12 protein-coding genes and 1 pseudogene are annotated in these 15,443 nt (G+C 60.2%); 6 read left to right on the forward strand and 7 right to left on the reverse strand.

The features are described from left to right. From PSH65_RS23865 to PSH65_RS23880, 4 genes are all read right to left on the reverse strand, one after another. On the reverse strand, window positions 1-1,668 hold the full coding sequence (locus PSH65_RS23865) for an AMP-binding protein (protein ID WP_305422746.1): 1,668 nt from the start codon (window positions 1,666-1,668) through the stop codon (window positions 1-3). Between the two features lie 196 nt (window positions 1,669-1,864). Then, a complete protein-coding gene (gene sixA, locus PSH65_RS23870) occupies window positions 1,865-2,317 on the reverse strand; it encodes a phosphohistidine phosphatase SixA (protein WP_305422747.1) in 453 nt (150 codons plus the stop codon). Further along, on the reverse strand, window positions 2,314-2,661 hold the full coding sequence (locus PSH65_RS23875; protein ID WP_305422748.1) for a DUF4389 domain-containing protein: 348 nt from the start codon (window positions 2,659-2,661) through the stop codon (window positions 2,314-2,316). The genes sixA and PSH65_RS23875 overlap by 4 nt, the downstream gene beginning before the upstream one ends. Window positions 2,662-2,691: 30 nt before the next feature. Continuing rightward, window positions 2,692-3,717, reverse strand: a complete 1,026-nt coding sequence (locus PSH65_RS23880; protein ID WP_305422749.1) for an NAD(P)H-dependent glycerol-3-phosphate dehydrogenase — start codon at window positions 3,715-3,717, stop codon at window positions 2,692-2,694. Window positions 3,718-3,913: 196 nt separating this feature from the next. On the opposite strand from PSH65_RS23880, the gene PSH65_RS23885 reads away from it, so the two are divergent. The 6 genes and pseudogenes from PSH65_RS23885 (at window position 3,914) to PSH65_RS23910 (ending at window position 11,476) form a co-directional block, all read left to right on the forward strand. Continuing rightward, on the forward strand, window positions 3,914-6,037 hold the full coding sequence (locus tag PSH65_RS23885) for a TonB-dependent siderophore receptor (protein WP_305422750.1): 2,124 nt from the start codon (window positions 3,914-3,916) through the stop codon (window positions 6,035-6,037). A 1-nt stretch (window position 6,038) separates the two neighbouring features. Continuing rightward, complete coding sequence (locus PSH65_RS23890) at window positions 6,039-6,971, forward strand: ABC transporter substrate-binding protein (protein ID WP_305422751.1); 933 nt, start codon at window positions 6,039-6,041, stop codon at window positions 6,969-6,971. Continuing rightward, a complete protein-coding gene (locus PSH65_RS23895) occupies window positions 6,968-8,869 on the forward strand; it encodes an ATP-binding protein (RefSeq protein WP_305422753.1) in 1,902 nt (633 codons plus the stop codon). Before PSH65_RS23890 ends, PSH65_RS23895 begins: the two co-directional genes overlap by 4 nt. 247 nt (window positions 8,870-9,116) lie before the next feature. Then, window positions 9,117-9,632: a 3-hydroxyacyl-[acyl-carrier-protein] dehydratase FabA gene (fabA, locus tag PSH65_RS23900; RefSeq protein WP_007899046.1), complete on the forward strand. Its 516-nt coding sequence runs from the start codon at window positions 9,117-9,119 to the stop codon at window positions 9,630-9,632. An 11-nt stretch (window positions 9,633-9,643) separates the two neighbouring features. Then, window positions 9,644-10,864, forward strand: a pseudogene (gene fabB, locus PSH65_RS23905) (beta-ketoacyl-ACP synthase I). Window positions 10,865-11,287: 423 nt separating this feature from the next. Next, window positions 11,288-11,476, forward strand: a complete 189-nt coding sequence (locus PSH65_RS23910; RefSeq protein WP_008011665.1) for a hypothetical protein — start codon at window positions 11,288-11,290, stop codon at window positions 11,474-11,476. Between the two features lie 163 nt (window positions 11,477-11,639). Here PSH65_RS23910 and PSH65_RS23915 read toward each other — a convergent pair whose 3' ends face one another. The 3 genes from PSH65_RS23915 to relA form a co-directional block, all read right to left on the reverse strand. Beyond that, on the reverse strand, window positions 11,640-12,182 hold the full coding sequence (locus PSH65_RS23915) for a DUF2058 domain-containing protein (RefSeq protein WP_305422754.1): 543 nt from the start codon (window positions 12,180-12,182) through the stop codon (window positions 11,640-11,642). A 28-nt stretch (window positions 12,183-12,210) separates the two neighbouring features. Next, the gene (gene mazG, locus PSH65_RS23920; RefSeq protein ID WP_007899059.1) at window positions 12,211-13,044 is read right to left on the reverse strand and encodes a nucleoside triphosphate pyrophosphohydrolase; all 834 of its coding nucleotides are present in this window, start codon (window positions 13,042-13,044) and stop codon (window positions 12,211-12,213) included. 119 nt (window positions 13,045-13,163) lie between these two features. Beyond that, complete coding sequence (gene relA, locus PSH65_RS23925) at window positions 13,164-15,407, reverse strand: GTP diphosphokinase (protein ID WP_038979473.1); 2,244 nt, start codon at window positions 15,405-15,407, stop codon at window positions 13,164-13,166. Window positions 15,408-15,443: the final 36 nt, after the last annotated feature.

Genomic DNA, 15,443 nt, shown 5'->3' on the forward strand with positions numbered 1-15,443 from the left:
TCAATCCTGCCACAGCACCGCCTCGCTACGCTCGCTCCATTCTTCGAAGCGCGCACCGTAAGCCGCTTCGATCATGTTGCGCTTGATCTTCAGGGTCGGTGTCAGAAAGCCGTTTTCCACCGCCCAACTGTCCTTGACCACCACCAGCCGACGCAAGCGCTCATGCCTGTCGAGGACGCCGTTGACCTCTTCCAGCAGTTTTTCCAGGCTTGAATGCAAACCCGCCCGGGCCGATCCATTGGCGTCCTGTTGACCTACCGCCGACAGCACGCACAGCCCCAGTGGTGCGCTCAGCCCATCGCCAACCACGCACACTTGTTCGATCCGCGCATGCACCGCCAGGCGATTTTCAATCGGTGCCGGGGCAACGTATTTGCCTTTGCTGGTTTTGAAGATTTCCTTCAGGCGCCCGGTCAGGCGCAGGTTGCCTTCGGTATCTTCCTCGCCCTTGTCACCGGTACGCAGGAAACCGTCCTCGGTGATGGCTTCGGCGGTTTTCCCAGGCTCCTTGAAATAGCCGAGCATGGTCGCGCCGCTGCGCACCAGTACTTCACCAGACGGTTCGATGCGCACTTCGACTTCCGGGCATGGCTTACCGATCCAGCCCGGTTTGTTCTGACCCGGCAGGCAGATGTGGGAATAACCGCAGCTTTCGGTCATGCCGTACACCTCCAGCACATCCAGCCCCAGTTTTTGGTACCAGAGCAGCAAGGTCTGCGGCACTGGCGCGGCGCCGGACAAGGCGATGCGCAAGGCGTCCAGCCCCAGCCCGGCGAGGACGTTGTGCCCTACCCGCTTGCCGATGAAGGGCAAGCCGAGCAGGAAGTCGAGGCGTTTTGCCGGAATCTTGCTGTAGACGCCCATCTGGAATTTGGTCCAGATCCGCGGCACGCCGAACAGCGCGGTGGGCCGGGCACGTTTTAGATCAGTGAGGAAGGTATCGAGGCTCTCGGCGAAGAACACGGTTTGCCCGGTGTAGATCGACGCCAACTCGACGAACATTCTCTCGGCGACGTGGCACAGCGGCAGGTAGGACAGCAGGCGATCCGACTCATTCAGGCCGAACAACTGCGTGCCACGGGTGGTGGCAAATCCCAGGTTGCCGAAACTGTGCATCACGCCTTTGGGCTGGCCCGTGGTGCCGGAGGTGTAAATGACGGTCGCCAGTTGATCGGCGGCGGGTTTGGGGTCGTCCTGAATCGGCGAACTGCGCTGCAGATCGGCCCAGCTGAAATCGAAGGTGCCGGCCGGGCACAGCGGCAGGCTGATGGTTGGCAGGTCGGATCTGACCCCGACGGACATGCCCGGCCAGTCATCCAGCTTGCCAATGAACACCAGCGCGGCTTCGGAATGATCAAGCACCTGGGCCACGGAATCGGCGGTCAGATTGGGATAAAGCGGCACCGAGACATGCCCGGCCATCCAGATCGCGAGGTCGGCGATGATCCAGTGGGCGCAGTTTTTCGAGATCAATGCGATGTGGCTGCCTTGCGGCAATTCGCGAGCCCGCAGCCAGTGGGCAGCGCAGCGCGCCTGATGGCCGACATCGGCCCAGGTCAGCGTTTCGACCTGACTGCCCCCGGTCGGCTGGACCAGAAAGCGCTGGCGCGGATGACGGGCTTCGCGCTCGTAGAAGACGTCCAGTGGCAAACGAAAAGCAGCGGACATGCGACTTGCTCCCTTATTTCTGATCTGGAGCAAGCGTAGTCAACCGAGCAAGTGCTTGGTTGACTATTTCACGCAAAAACCAAGAATGCCGCCGACTCTGTGGGAGCGTGGCTTGCCCGCGATGGCATCAACGCGGTTTCACTGATACACCGTGGTGTCTGCATCGCGGGCAAGCCACGCTCCCACAAAAAGCAGGTTACGGGTGTTTGATGCCGTTGAGCTTCATTGCCCCGACCAGCAGTTCATCGCCCTCAAGCTCCGCCAGCCCGGCAGTGCAGACTCTCTCCGGTTCCTGCACATGGCCATGCTGCAAATAACCCAGCAGGTTGCCGACCAGCGGGTTATGGCTGACCAGCAGCGCGTGATCCACGGACACCAACTGCTCCGCCACCGCTTGCGGATTATTGTCGGGCGTCAGCCACTCGACGGTGCGAATCTCCGGTGCAAACCCCAGCTCCTTGCGCACCAGCATTGCGGTCTCCTGTGCTCGCAGGTAAGGGCTGGCATAAATGGCAGTCAGGTGTTTGCCCTTCAATTTGGCCGCGATGCGCTTCACCTCTTTGCACCCCTTGTCGGTCAGCGCCCGCTCGGAGTCCGGGCGGGTACCGTGAGGTTCGGCTTCACCATGACGCAATACCCAGAGTTTCATAGTTTCGGTTCCTCATCTCGGGCCGGATGCGGCGCCGGCGCCACAACGTGCGGGGCTTCACCTTCCGGTGTACGCGGCGCTGGCCAGTCGGCGAACGGCCAGGGCTTCTGGTCGCTGTGAAAGCTGCCGAAACGACCGATCTGCGCCAGAAACTGGCTCAGGCTGTCGCCGAAATTCATCAGGCTGGCGCTCGGTGCGCCATATATCAAACGATAGATCAGCTGCACCAGCACCACTGCGCCGAGGATCAATTGCGCCACTTGCCAGACCAGCACATAAACAATCATCCACAGCACCCGCAGCAGGATGGATTCGTACTTGGCTTCTACTTTCGGATCATTCATGTCTTGCTCCCTGCCCTGTAGATGGGGTGTTTAGTTGAAACCGCTGGTGGAGATAAAGTCGACGTCGGTTTTAGGCTCGGCACGCATCAGTAGACCGATGACCTGCTCCAGCGTGCGCCCTTCGAAGAGGATGGCATGCAATCCGGCGACCAGCGGCATATACACGCCCGCTTCCTGCGCCTTGGCCTTGAGCACCTTGAGGGTGTTCACGCCTTCGGCGACTTCGCCAAGACGCGCCACCGCATCCTCAAGGCTCAACCCCTGGCCGAGGGCAAATCCGACCTGATAGTTGCGGCTTTTCGGCGATGAGCAGGTGACGATCAAATCGCCGACCCCCGCCAGCCCCAGGAACGTCATCGGGTTGGCGCCCTGACTCACCGCGAAGCGGGTCATTTCCGCCAGTGCCCGGGTGATCAGCATGCTCTTGGTGTTTTCACCCATGCCCAATGCCACCGCCATGCCGGCGATGATGGCGTAGACGTTTTTCAGCGCCCCGCCCAGCTCCACACCAAAGCGGTCGGCGCTGGCGTACACACGAAAGGTCTTGCCATGCAGCGCTTCCTGAACCCGTTGGCAAAGCTCTTCGTCTTCACTGGCGACCACCGTGGCGGTCAGCGCGTGTTCGGCGATTTCCCGGGCCAGATTCGGCCCGGACAGTACGCCGATGCGCGCTTGCGGAGCGATCTCTTCAAGGATCTCGCTCATCAGCTTGAACGTATGGGCTTCGATGCCTTTGGTCAGGCTCACCAGCAGTTTGCCGCGCAAACGGTCGGCGTACGGAACCAATACCGAGCGCAACGCGCTGGACGGCAGCGCGACGAAACACAGGTCGCAGGCCTCCAGGGTGGCTTGCAGGTCCGTGACCGCTTCCACCGCCGGAAGAATCTTGATGCCTTTGAGATAACGCGGGTTCTCACGATTGACCCGAATGGCCTCGGCCTGTTCGGGGTCGCGCATCCACAGCCGGACCTGATGCCCATTCTCGGCCAGCAGATTAGCCACGGCGGTACCAAAACTTCCGCCTCCCAGGACCGCAATCGGGCGCTGTTCAGTCATATGCAATCCGTTAATCCATACCAGTGGCGATGCCGGCATTATACGGAGCGGCCCGGTCGCGGCCAGCCCCAGCATCAATTACCGACACTTGTAGGAAGAAGACCAAGAAAACCGAGGAAAATGCCCACAACGTGACTGGAAAAGTCTTTGTGCTCGGTTAACATGCGCGCCAACTAATCGCTATCAAGGCCGTGCCGTGTCTTTTGGCTTTCCCTGTCCTCGCTCGCCGCTGGTATTAGCGCTGATCTTCAGCTCGCCATTGCTGGCCGACGACCTGTTCCTCGACAATGATCCATTGCCGCAAGTGCTGACGGCGACGCGCTTGAAGCAGTCGCCTGCGGCCGTGCCGGGGAGCATGACGGTGATCGACAGCGAACTGATCAATGCCAGCGGCGCGCGGGACATCAGCGAATTGCTGCGGCTGGTGCCGGGAATGATGGTCGGTAATATCAGCGGCAATCAGGCGGCGGTGAATTACCACGGCACCAACGCCAGCGAAGCGCGGCGCATGCAAGTGTTGATCGACGGCCGCTCGGTGTACCGCGCAGGCCTGGCCACGGTGGACTGGAGTGATATTCCGGTGGCCATGGAAGACATCGAGCGCATCGAGGTTTTCCGTGGCCCGAACACCGTCAGCTACGGCGCCAACGCGCTGATGGCGGTGGTCAATATCATCACCCGCAAACCGGCCGACAGCCACGGCACGCGGCTGAAAGTCACCCGTGGCCAGCGCGGTATCAACGATTTCTACGCCAGCCAGGGCATGGGCTGGGACAGCGGCGATTTGCGCCTGTCGTTGTCCGGCCAGCAAGACGATGGCTTCGACTCGGATCGCACCGGCGCCGATTACCGCGACAGCCGTCGCTTGAACCGCTTCAGCCTCGCCGTCAGCCAGACGCTCAATGAAAACCAGAGCATCGACTGGCAACTGAATGCCAAGGACGGGACCAACCAGAGGCCATATACCTACCGTCCGGTGTTCTCAGGGATTACCGCCGCCGGGGACAATTCCGACGTCATCGCCAAGGACTATGCCGGCTCACTGCGCTGGAACCTGGACATCAACCCCGATCACAGCCTTTATATTCAAGGCTCGGCGCAACACTGGGATCGTCAGCAGACCTGGCGTGCCTGCGATGCAGAGATATCCTTCAGCCCAGAGCTGACCCAACTTTGGCAGCTCAATCCCAATTACACCGAGCGTCTGGCGCGCAACATCGCACGTTTCACCGACCGCGGCGCGCCCCCTGGCACGGCGGCGGAACAAGCCCTGGCCAATCAGGTACTGGCGCAATGGCGAAACGGTGCCAGCCAAACGCTGTGCGGCGACATCGACCAGAGCACCCGAGAATCACGCTACGACGTCGAACTGCAAGACACCCTCAGCCTGTCCGACACCCTGCGGCTGGTCAGCGGCATGAACTATCGTTACGACCGGGCCAACTCTGAGACCTATTTCAATGGAACGCTCGACGACACCACTTGGCGAGCGTTTGGCCAACTCGAATGGCGCGCTACCGAGCACTGGTTGCTGCAAGGCGGGGCGATGTTCGAAGACACGCAATTGACCGGCAGTTCGCTGACCCCACGGGTGGCGGTCAACTACCTGATCACCCCTCGTCACGGCTTGCGCGCGGTGTATTCGGAAGCCGTCCGCTCACCGGACATGTTCGAAAACAGCGTCAACTGGAGCTATCAGGTGACCAACCTGCACCCCAGTGCCTACGGCCAGAGCAGCGCCCGCTATTTCGTCAGGACCCGTGGCCCGGGCGACCTCGAACAGGAACGCATGCGTTCCCGGGAACTGGGCTACAACGGTTACTTCACAGAGTGGGGGCTGACGGTCGATGTAAAGCTGTTCTACGACGAAATCAACGGCATGATCAGCGAACCTCTGCGCAACAATCAGTACATCGCCAGTAACTCAAACAGTTCGCGCTTCAGCGGGACTGAAACCCAGCTGGACTGGCGCGTCGGCAGCGCCGACCGTCTGCGCCTGACCTATGCCTACGTCGATGCCGAGGCCAGTAACCCGCTGGATGCACAACAGACCGCGCGCAACAGCGGCTCCGCCGGTTGGCTACGCAGTTGGGGCCAGGGCTGGAACAGCGCGCTCTTCTACTATGGTGCCGACGCCCTCAACGGTTATCGCTTCGAACGGGTCGACACGCGCATCGCCAAACGCGTCGGTTTGGGCAAGGCCAATCTGGAGCTGGCCGGGGTCCTCCAGCAACGCCTCGACAATCAGCCCACCACCTTCGTCGACAACAACTACGACAATCGCCGGGTGCTCTACTTCAGCGCGGAGCTGGAGTTCTAAGATGCAGCATCGCCCGTCACCGAAAACGCCAACCCTTGGCCGCCTGCTGGCCGGGTTGTGTCTGGTGTTTACCGGGCTGCTATGCAATCTGCCGGCACGGGCCGCTGACATTCTGCTGACCGGTGCCGAGGACAGCCCCGGCGTGCAGTCTTTCGTTCAGGCCCTCAGCGAGTTGCGCCCCACCGACAGCGTGCGCTTCCAGCCTGTCGCCAGCCTGCCGGCGCCAGGCCAACTACCCGTCGACACCCGCCTGGTTCTGCTCGACTTGCCCAGCCTCGACTGGCGCCTGCAAGACGCACAGGGCCCGGCAACGCTGGTGCTGCGCATCAGCCGCCTGCAAGCCCGCCGACGCTTGGGCAATGAAATGCCTCCGCACCTCAGCCTGCTCTGGAGCGATCCGCCGCTGGACCGACAGTTGCGCCTGACCCGATTGCTTCTGCCTGAGGCCCGGCGGGTCGGCGTGCTGTTCGACAGCCACAGCGAATTCTTGTTGAAGGAACTGCGTCAGGCCGCCCTGCCCCTGGGCCTTGAAGTGGTCACCGAGCGTTGGGATAACACCCATGACAGCCGCCCCTTGCAGGCCCTGCTGAAGAACAGTGATGTGCTGCTGGGCCTGGACGACCCTGATCTGTACAACCCGAAAACCGTGAAAAACCTGCTGCTCAGCAGCTATGCGCGGCAACTGGCGCTGATCGGTCCCAACGCAGCCTTCGTCAGGGCTGGGAGCCTGGCCAGTACTTACAGCGACCAGAGCGATTGGCTGAAGATTCTCGACGAGCTGCTCGACCGCCCCTCGAGCACCTGGCCGCGCGCACTGTATCCGCAACACTTCAAGGTCTTAAGCAACCCGCAAGTGACTCGTTCATTAAGTATTGAACCGATGAATGAGGCCTCTGTCGCAACACAGCTGGCCGAAGGAGAACGCCGCCCATGACCTTCCGTCGCGGTTGGGACATCAATACCCGCACCCAGATCATCAGCCTGGGCCCGGCCCTGTTGCTGACGTTGCTGCTGATCAGTTTTTTCACCTTCGTGCGGATCCAGGACCTGCGTCAGGAACTCAATCACACCGGTCAGCTGATCGCCAATCAACTGGCGCCGGCCACCGAATACGGGGTAATTTCGGGCAACAACGAGGTGCTCGAAAGTTTGCTCAAGGCCACTCTGGCCACGCCCAACGTGCGTTTTCTGGAAGTACAGGACAGCGCCAACCGGATTCTGGTGTACGTCGAGCAGCCGTCGGAAGCCCACAACCGCTCGCATCAGGTCGAAGTGTTCCAGGCACCGGTGCGCCTGCAACGCATCGCGCTCAACAATGACTTCTTCCAGAACAGCCGTACCGTCGCCAGCGCGCCAGGAGAGGATTATCTGGGCCGGGTGATTGTCGGCCTGTCCAATGACGCCTTCAACCAGCGCCAGCAGGAAATCCTCTTCAAGGCCGGGATCCTCGCCTTGTTCGCTCTGCTGTTTACGTTCCTGCTGGCCCGGCGTCTGGCTGGCAGCCTGTCGCAACCGATCCACGACATCGGCAATGCGGTCAAGGCGATCCAGAAAGGCGACTACAAAACGCCCCTGCCGATTGTCGACGACACTGAACTGGGCGCCCTGTCGCAGCACATCAACAACCTTGCCCAAGGCCTTGAGCAAGCCAGTCGCGAACAGCATCAGGCCATGGCGCAATTGATCCAGACCCGCGAGGAAGCGGAAAAGGCCAACAACGCCAAATCAGATTTCCTCGCGATGATGAGTCACGAATTGCGCACGCCGATGAATGGCGTGCTGGGCATGCTGCAACTGCTGGAAACCACCGAGATGACCGAGGAGCAGATCGAGTACGCGGCGCTGGCTTCGGAATCCACCGAACACCTGCTCAAAGTGATCAACGACATTCTCGATTTCTCGCGCATCGAGCGTTCGGAACTGGAGTTGGAGCACATTCCATTCAACCTCGCGGAGCTGATCGGCAGTTGCGCCCAGTCGTTCCAGCACAGCGCGGCGCAACGCGGGCTAGAACTGCAACTGCGGATACCCGAGGACATGCGCGCCCTTCAGGTTCAAGGCGATCCGACGCGGATCCGGCAAATTCTGGTCAATCTGGTCGGCAACGCGCTGAAATTCACCGAACGGGGCCGCGTCACGATCGAATCGCAGTGGCAGTCCCTGGATCACGAACTGCTGTGGTTCACCTGCACTGTGCGCGACAGCGGAATCGGCATCCCGCCCGAAAGCCTGGAATTGATGTTCAACGCGTTCCAGCAAGCCGACAGTTCTATTTCAAGACGTTACGGGGGCACCGGACTGGGGCTGCCGATTGCCCGCACTCTGGCTGAGCGGATGGGCGGCACCTTGCGCGCTCAGAGCGAAGAAGGCGTTGGCTCGGTGTTCACCCTGGAAATTCCTTTGGCTCTGTACAAGCAGCCACTGCCGGTGCCGACGCCACGAGGACATACCGGCAATGATCACGGCGAAGGTCGCGATGTGCTGCTGGTGGAGGACAACGCGGTCAACCGCACCGTTGTCGAAGCAATGTTGCGCAGTCTGGGCTTTACTGTCAGCGTCGTCACCGATGGGGCACAAGCGGTGCGTAGCGCCGAGAGCCTGATTTTCGACGCGATTCTGATGGACTGCCGACTGCCGGTCATCGACGGCTACGAGGCCACCCGACAGATCCGCCGACTGCCCGGCTGTGCTGACGTGCCGATCATCGCCCTGACGGCCAATGCCTTGCAGGGCGACCGTGAAGCCTGTTTATCGGCGGGAATGAACGATTACCTGGCCAAGCCCTTCAAACGCACTGATCTGCAGCAAATTCTGCAGCGATGGGTGCAGTAGTACAGGCCTTTCGGCTATCTGCGACTGGCGTGAAAGACGAAAGTGCGGCAGTCTTAGGCACCCGAACAGGCCCGAAAAGGGGCTTGAATAATAATTTCAGTGCACAAGTGTACATTCATGTCCTTGGTGCTGTGACTTTCACCACAACGCAATAGTCTATGAGTAGGCTGCTGACTCGAGGCATGAACGCTTCGATCGGCCGGGAAGATTCGCCCCACCCTGCCGCATGGACTATTGAGGAGCTCGCATGACCAAACAAAACGCCTTTACCCGGGAAGACCTGCTGCGCTGCAGTCGTGGTGAGTTGTTCGGCCCGGGTAACGCGCAACTGCCCGCCCCGAACATGCTGATGGTCGATCGCATCACTCATATCAGCGAAGAGGGTGGCAAGTACGGCAAAGGTGAATTGGTCGCCGAGCTGGATATCACTCCAGACCTGTGGTTCTTCGCCTGCCACTTCGAAGGTGATCCGGTAATGCCGGGCTGCCTGGGCCTTGATGCCATGTGGCAACTGGTCGGTTTTTTCCTCGGCTGGCAAGGCTTGCCGGGCCGCGGACGCGCCCTGGGTTCGGGCGAAGTTAAATTCTTTGGCCAGGTACTGCCGACCGCCAAGAAAGTCACCTATAACATCCATATCAAACGCGTCCTGAAGGGCAAGCTGAACATGGCCATTGCCGATGGTTCGGTGACCGTCGACGGCCGCGAAATTTATACCGCCGAAGGCCTTCGGGTCGGCGTTTTCACCTCCACTGACAACTTCTAAGGGTTATCCGCATGCGCCGCGTCGTTATCACTGGTCTGGGCATCGTTTCGTGCCTGGGCAATGACAAAGAGACCGTCTCCGCTAACCTGCGTGCAAGCCGCCCTGGCATCCGGTTCAACCCGGAATATGCCGAAATGGGTCTGCGTAGCCAGGTTTCCGGCTCCATTGACCTTCCCCTCGAAGAGCTGATCGATCGCAAGATCTATCGCTTCTCGGCCACGCGGCGGCTTACGCCTACCTGGCCATGAAAGATGCCATCGCTGACTCCGGCCTGACCGAAGAGCAAGTGTCCAACCCGCGTACCGGTCTGATCGCCGGTTCCGGTGGTGCCTCCACGCTGAACCAGATGGAAGCGCTGGACATCCTGCGCGAGAAAGGCGTCAAGCGCGTCGGCCCATATCGCGTAACGCGGACCATGAGCAGCACTGTTTCCGCCTGCCTGGCCACCCCGTTCAAGATCAAGGGCCTGAACTACTCCATCGCTTCTGCCTGCGCCACCAGTGCCCACTGCATCGGTACGGCCATGGAACAGATCCAGATGGGCAAGCAGGACATCGTGTTCGCCGGCGGCGGTTGAAGAAGAGCATTGGAGCCAATCGTTCCTGTTCGACGCCATGGGCGCACTGTCCAGCCAGTACAACGAAACCCCGGAAAAAGCTTCCCGCGCCTACGACGCCAAGCGTGACGGTTTCGTCATCGCCGGCGGTGGCGGCATGGTCGTGGTCGAAGAGCTGGAACACGCTCTGGCCCGCGGCGCGAAGATCTACGCGGAAATCGTTGGCTACGGAGCGACCTCCGACGGCTACGACATGGTCGCCCCAAGCGGCGAAGGCGCCATCCGCTGCATGCAGATGGCCATGTCCACCGTCGACGCACCGATCGACTACCTGAACACCCACGGCACCTCGACTCCGGTCGGCGACGTCATGGAAATGAAAGGTGTGCGTGAAGTGTTCGGCGACAAGGCTCCGGCCATCAGCTCCACCAAGAGCCTGTCGGGTCACTCCCTGGGCGCCGCCGGCGTTCACGAAGCGATCTACTGCATGCTGATGATGGAAGGCAACTTCATGGCAGGCTCCGCCAACATCGACGAACTGGACCCGGAAGTGGCAGACATGCCAATCCTGACCAAGACTCGCGAAGACGCCACCATCAACACCGTGATGAGCAACAGCTTCGGCTTCGGTGGCACCAACGCCACGCTGGTACTGAAGCGCTGGCAGGGCAAGTAATACCCCGCCGCTTCGCCGCAAACAAAAACGCCCCGACTGGTTCGGGGCGTTTTTTTGTGCCTGAAATAATTAATCGGGCAAGGCGTAAAACCTGTGGGAGCTGGCTTGCCTGCGATAGCGGTGTGTCAGGCAACATCAATGTCTGATGTGCCGACGTCATCGCGGGCAAGCCAGCTCCCACAGTTTCTGCGATGTTTAATCCATCAGGCTCGAACCGCGGTTTTCTTCCTCTCGAACATGAAACATTTGTCATGAAACTCAATGGCCTGCGACTGAATGTCGCGTATTTCGCGGGCTGCAGGACTTTTGCCGATTTCGCAAAAATTCGTTACCGAACTCAGTCGTTTACTTAGCAGGCTAACCAAACATATAACAAAGACCTGCACACGCCTTGCTGCAGATAACAGAGATTGGAGCTAGCAGATGACTGTAAAAGTAACTGAACGCGACGATTCACATATGTCCCATGAAGGCATCGCCGCCGGTATCCGCATCTGGGATGTACATCAACAAGACCTGCTGGTCGGGATGTTCCACTCCGAGACCGAAGCCCACAAATACAAGGCCGAACTGGAAACACTGGAGCAGCAGCGCGAAGCACGCTCTGCATAACGAACGCATTGAAATCAACAAAACCCTTGTATCAGTGGGAACTTGTGGCGAGGGAGCTTGCTCCCGCTTGAGTGCCGTAGCACTCACAAAAATCGGCAATTATTGTCAGATTTTTGGGGCCGCTACGCAGCCCGGCGCGAGCAAGCTCGCTCGCCACAACGGCTTACCACATCAGATCGTCAGGGATCTGATAGGCCGCGTACGGATCGTCCTCGGCAGCGACTTCTTCCTTCTTGACGTTCAGCTGCACGATCCGTTGTGGATCGCGTTCCTGGATCTTCAGGGCCGCCTCACGGGGGATCACTTCGTAACCGCCGGCGTGGTGCACGATCGCCAGGAAGCCATTGCTCAGCTGGTTGCGCATCAGCGTGTTGACGGAGATGCGCTTGACCTTCTTGTCATCGACGAAGTTGTAGTAGTCCTCGGTGGTCAGCTTGGGCAGGCGTGAGACTTCGATCAATTGCTTGACCTGAGCGGCGCGGGCCTTCGCTTCGGCCTTCTCCTGCTGCTGGCGGTTCAGCTCCTGATCGCGCTTGACCTTCTCGGCCATGGCTTCCTGAGCGGCACGCTGCTGGGAGTCATCGAGTTCGATCTGGCCTTTGTGGGCCAGACGTTGCTGCTTCTGCTTCTCTTTGCCGACCTGTTTGGCCTGCTTTTGATTGACCAGCCCTGCTTTGAGCAACTGGTCGCGAAGGGAAATGCTCATGGTGCTTATTTCTCACTTAGGCAACTGCTCAACCGCAGCTGGGCAAATTCTTTTCCTGACGTTTGGCTTCGCCCCACAAGGCGTCCAACTCTTCGAGGGTGCAATCTTCTATGGGACGGTGGGTGTCGCGCAATGCCTGTTCGATAAAACGGAAGCGTCTTTCAAATTTTGAGTTAGCGCCGCGCAGTGCGGTTTCCGGATCGACCTTGAGGTGTCGCGCCAGATTGACCACGGAAAACAGCAAGTCGCCGACTTCATCGGCAATCGCTGCCGAGTCATTGTCGGCCATGGCTTCGAGCACTTCATCGAGCTCTTCGCGAACCTTGTCGAGCACCGGCAAGGCGTCCGGCCAGTCGAAACCGACCTGCCCTGCACGCTTCTGCAGTTTTGCCGAACGGGACAGCGCCGGTAACGCGGCAGGCACGTCGTCGAGCAAGGACAACTGCTCCGGCGCCGAAGACTTCTCGGCGCGCTCTTCAGCCTTGATCTCTTCCCAGCGTTGCTTGACCTGCTCTTCATTCAGTCGCGGGATGTCCAGCGGCGCATACAGATCACCGGTGGGGAACACGTGAGGATGACGACGGATCAGCTTGCGCGTGATGCTGTCGACCACGCCATCGAACTCGAAACGCCCTTCTTCCCGAGCCAGTTGGCTGTAATAAACCACCTGGAACAGCAAGTCGCCCAACTCACCCTGCAAATGATCGAAGTCCCCGCGCTCGATGGCATCGGCGACTTCGTAGGCTTCTTCCAGGGTGTGCGGGACGATGGTCGCGTAGGTTTGCTTGATGTCCCACGGGCAGCCGTACTGCGGATCGCGCAGACGGTTCATCAGGTGCAGCAAGTCTTCAAGTGAATACATCTTTTAATCTCTACATACCTGTAGGACCGAGGCTTGCCCGCAAAGGCGGAAAACCTGACACACCGCCTTCGCGGGCAAGCCTCGCTCCTACAGTCACCATCAATTTCCGTGCAGCTCTCTCACGGTGTGCGGTTACGACGGGTTTCGATGATGTTCGGCAACTGGGAAATCCGCCCCAGCAACCGCCCCAGTGCATCCAGCCCCGGAATCTCGATGGTCAGGGACATCAACGCCGTGTTGTCCTCTTTGTTCGAACGGGTGTTGACCGCCAGCACGTTGATCCGCTCGTTGAGCAGTACCTGCGACACGTCACGCAGCAGACCGGAACGGTCGTAGGCACGGATGATGATGTCCACCGGATAAGTGAGCACCGGCACCGGCCCCCAGCTGACCTGAATGATCCGCTCCGGCTCGCGCCCGGCCAGTTGCAGCACCGAGGCGCAGTCCTGACGGTGGATGCTCACGCCACGGCCCTGGGTGATGTAACCGACGATGGCGTCCCCCGGCAACGGCTGGCAGCAGCCGGCCATCTGGGTCATCAGGTTGCCGACGCCCTGAATCTGGATGTCGCCACGCTTACCCGGTTTGTAGCCAGTCGCTTTGCGCGGGATCAGTTCCAGCTGTTCGTTGCCGCGTTCCGGCTCGACCAGTTGCTGCGCCAGATTCACCAATTGCGCCAGGCGCAAATCGCCTGCGCCCAATGCGGCGAACATGTCCTCGGCGGTCTTCATGTTGGCCTTCTCGGCCAGCTTGTCGAAGTCCACCTGCGGCAGGCCGAGGCGATTGAGTTCGCGCTCGAGCAAGGTTTTACCGGCCGCGACGTTCTGATCGCGCGCCTGCAATTTGAACCAGTGAACGATCTTCGCCCGCGCCCGCGAGGTAGTGATGTAACCCAGGTTCGGGTTCAGCCAGTCGCGGCTCGGAGTGCCGTGCTTGCTGGTGATGATCTCGACCTGTTCACCGGTTTGCAGGCTGTAGTTGAGCGGCACGATCCGCCCGTTGATCTTGGCGCCGCGGCAGTTGTGACCGATTTCGGTGTGCACGCGGTAAGCGAAGTCCAGCGGTGTCGCGCCCTTCGGCAAGTCGATGGCGTGACCGTCCGGGGTAAAGATGTAGACCCGGTCCGGCTCGATATCAACGCGCAGTTGTTCGGCAAGGCCACCAATATCACCCAGCTCTTCGTGCCACTCGAGCACCTGACGCAGCCAGGAGATCTTCTCTTCGTAGTGGTTCGAGCCGGACTTGACGTCGGTGCCCTTGTATTTCCAGTGGGCGCAGACCCCCAGCTCGGCTTCTTCGTGCATCGCATGGGTGCGGATCTGCACTTCCAGCACCTTGCCTTCAGGGCCGATTACCGCGGTGTGCAGCGAGCGGTAGCCGTTCTCCTTCGGGTTGGCGATGTAGTCGTCGAACTCTTTCGGAATGTGCCGCCACAGGGTATGGACGATGCCGAGCGCGGTGTAGCAGTCACGCATTTCCGGCACCAGCACACGAACAGCGCGCACGTCGTAAATCTGGCTGAATTCCAGACCCTTGCGCTGCATTTTGCGCCAGATCGAATAGATGTGTTTGGCCCGACCGCTGATGTCGGCATCGACGCCGGTGGCCTGCAACTCGTCTTTGAGTTGGGTCATCACGTCGGCGATGAAGCGCTCGCGGTCCAGCCGTCGCTCGTGGAGCAACTTGGCGATCTGCTTGTACTGATCGGGCTCAAGATAGCGGAAGGACAAGTCCTCCAGCTCCCACTTGATATGACCGATGCCGAGGCGGTGGGCGAGCGGCGCGTAAATGTCGAAGACTTCACGGGCGACGCGATTGCGCTTCTCGTCGTCGGCTGTTTTCACCGCGCGGATCGCACAGGTGCGCTCGGCCAGCTTGATCAGCGCGACGCGCACGTCGTCGACCATGGCCACGAGCATTTTGCGCAGGTTTTCGACCTGGCCCTGAGTGCCCAGTACCAAGGATTGACGGGGGCTCAGGCTGGCGCTGATCGCCGCCATGCGCAACACGCCGTCGATAAGTTTGGCGACCACCGGACCGAAACGCTGGCTGACCGCCGGCAACTGGATCTGGCCTTCGCGTACGCCGCGGTACAGCACCGCCGCGACCAACGAATCCTGGTCGAGTTTGAGGTCGGCGAGAATCTCGGCGATTTCAAGGCCCGTGCGGAAACTCGAGGTCCCTTCGGACCACAGATTCTTCGCCGCATTGGCTTGTTGTTCGGCCTCGCGAGCGAACTCGCAGGCTTCCTTCAAGGCTTCGCGATCCAGTGCCGCATCGACACTGACCGCATGATCGAGCCAAGCCTCGAGATTGATACTGCCGTCGGTGTTGATCGGCTGGTGTGCTCTCACCTGTACCATCTTGCTTTACCTTCCCTACGACGCAGATTCAATGCG

Source organism: Pseudomonas sp. FP603 (genome assembly GCF_030687415.1).
Classification (GTDB): Bacteria; Pseudomonadota; Gammaproteobacteria; order Pseudomonadales; family Pseudomonadaceae; genus Aquipseudomonas; species Aquipseudomonas wuhanensis.

Excerpts from the sequence above, each read along its gene's own strand:
- PSH65_RS23865 (WP_305422746.1), bottom strand. The coding sequence starts at position 1,668 with ATGTCCGCTGCTTTTCGTTTGCCACTGGACGTCTTCTACGAGCGCGAA.
- sixA (WP_305422747.1), bottom strand. The coding sequence starts at position 2,317 with ATGAAACTCTGGGTATTGCGTCATGGTGAAGCCGAACCTCACGGTACC.
- PSH65_RS23875 (WP_305422748.1), bottom strand. The coding sequence starts at position 2,661 with ATGAATGATCCGAAAGTAGAAGCCAAGTACGAATCCATCCTGCTGCGG.
- PSH65_RS23880 (WP_305422749.1), bottom strand. The coding sequence starts at position 3,717 with ATGACTGAACAGCGCCCGATTGCGGTCCTGGGAGGCGGAAGTTTTGGT.
- PSH65_RS23890 (WP_305422751.1), top strand. The coding sequence starts at position 6,039 with ATGCAGCATCGCCCGTCACCGAAAACGCCAACCCTTGGCCGCCTGCTG.
- PSH65_RS23895 (WP_305422753.1), top strand. The coding sequence starts at position 6,968 with ATGACCTTCCGTCGCGGTTGGGACATCAATACCCGCACCCAGATCATC.
- fabA (WP_007899046.1), top strand. The coding sequence starts at position 9,117 with ATGACCAAACAAAACGCCTTTACCCGGGAAGACCTGCTGCGCTGCAGT.
- PSH65_RS23910 (WP_008011665.1), top strand. The coding sequence starts at position 11,288 with ATGACTGTAAAAGTAACTGAACGCGACGATTCACATATGTCCCATGAA.
- PSH65_RS23915 (WP_305422754.1), bottom strand. The coding sequence starts at position 12,182 with ATGAGCATTTCCCTTCGCGACCAGTTGCTCAAAGCAGGGCTGGTCAAT.
- mazG (WP_007899059.1), bottom strand. The coding sequence starts at position 13,044 with ATGTATTCACTTGAAGACTTGCTGCACCTGATGAACCGTCTGCGCGAT.
- relA (WP_038979473.1), bottom strand. The coding sequence starts at position 15,407 with ATGGTACAGGTGAGAGCACACCAGCCGATCAACACCGACGGCAGTATC.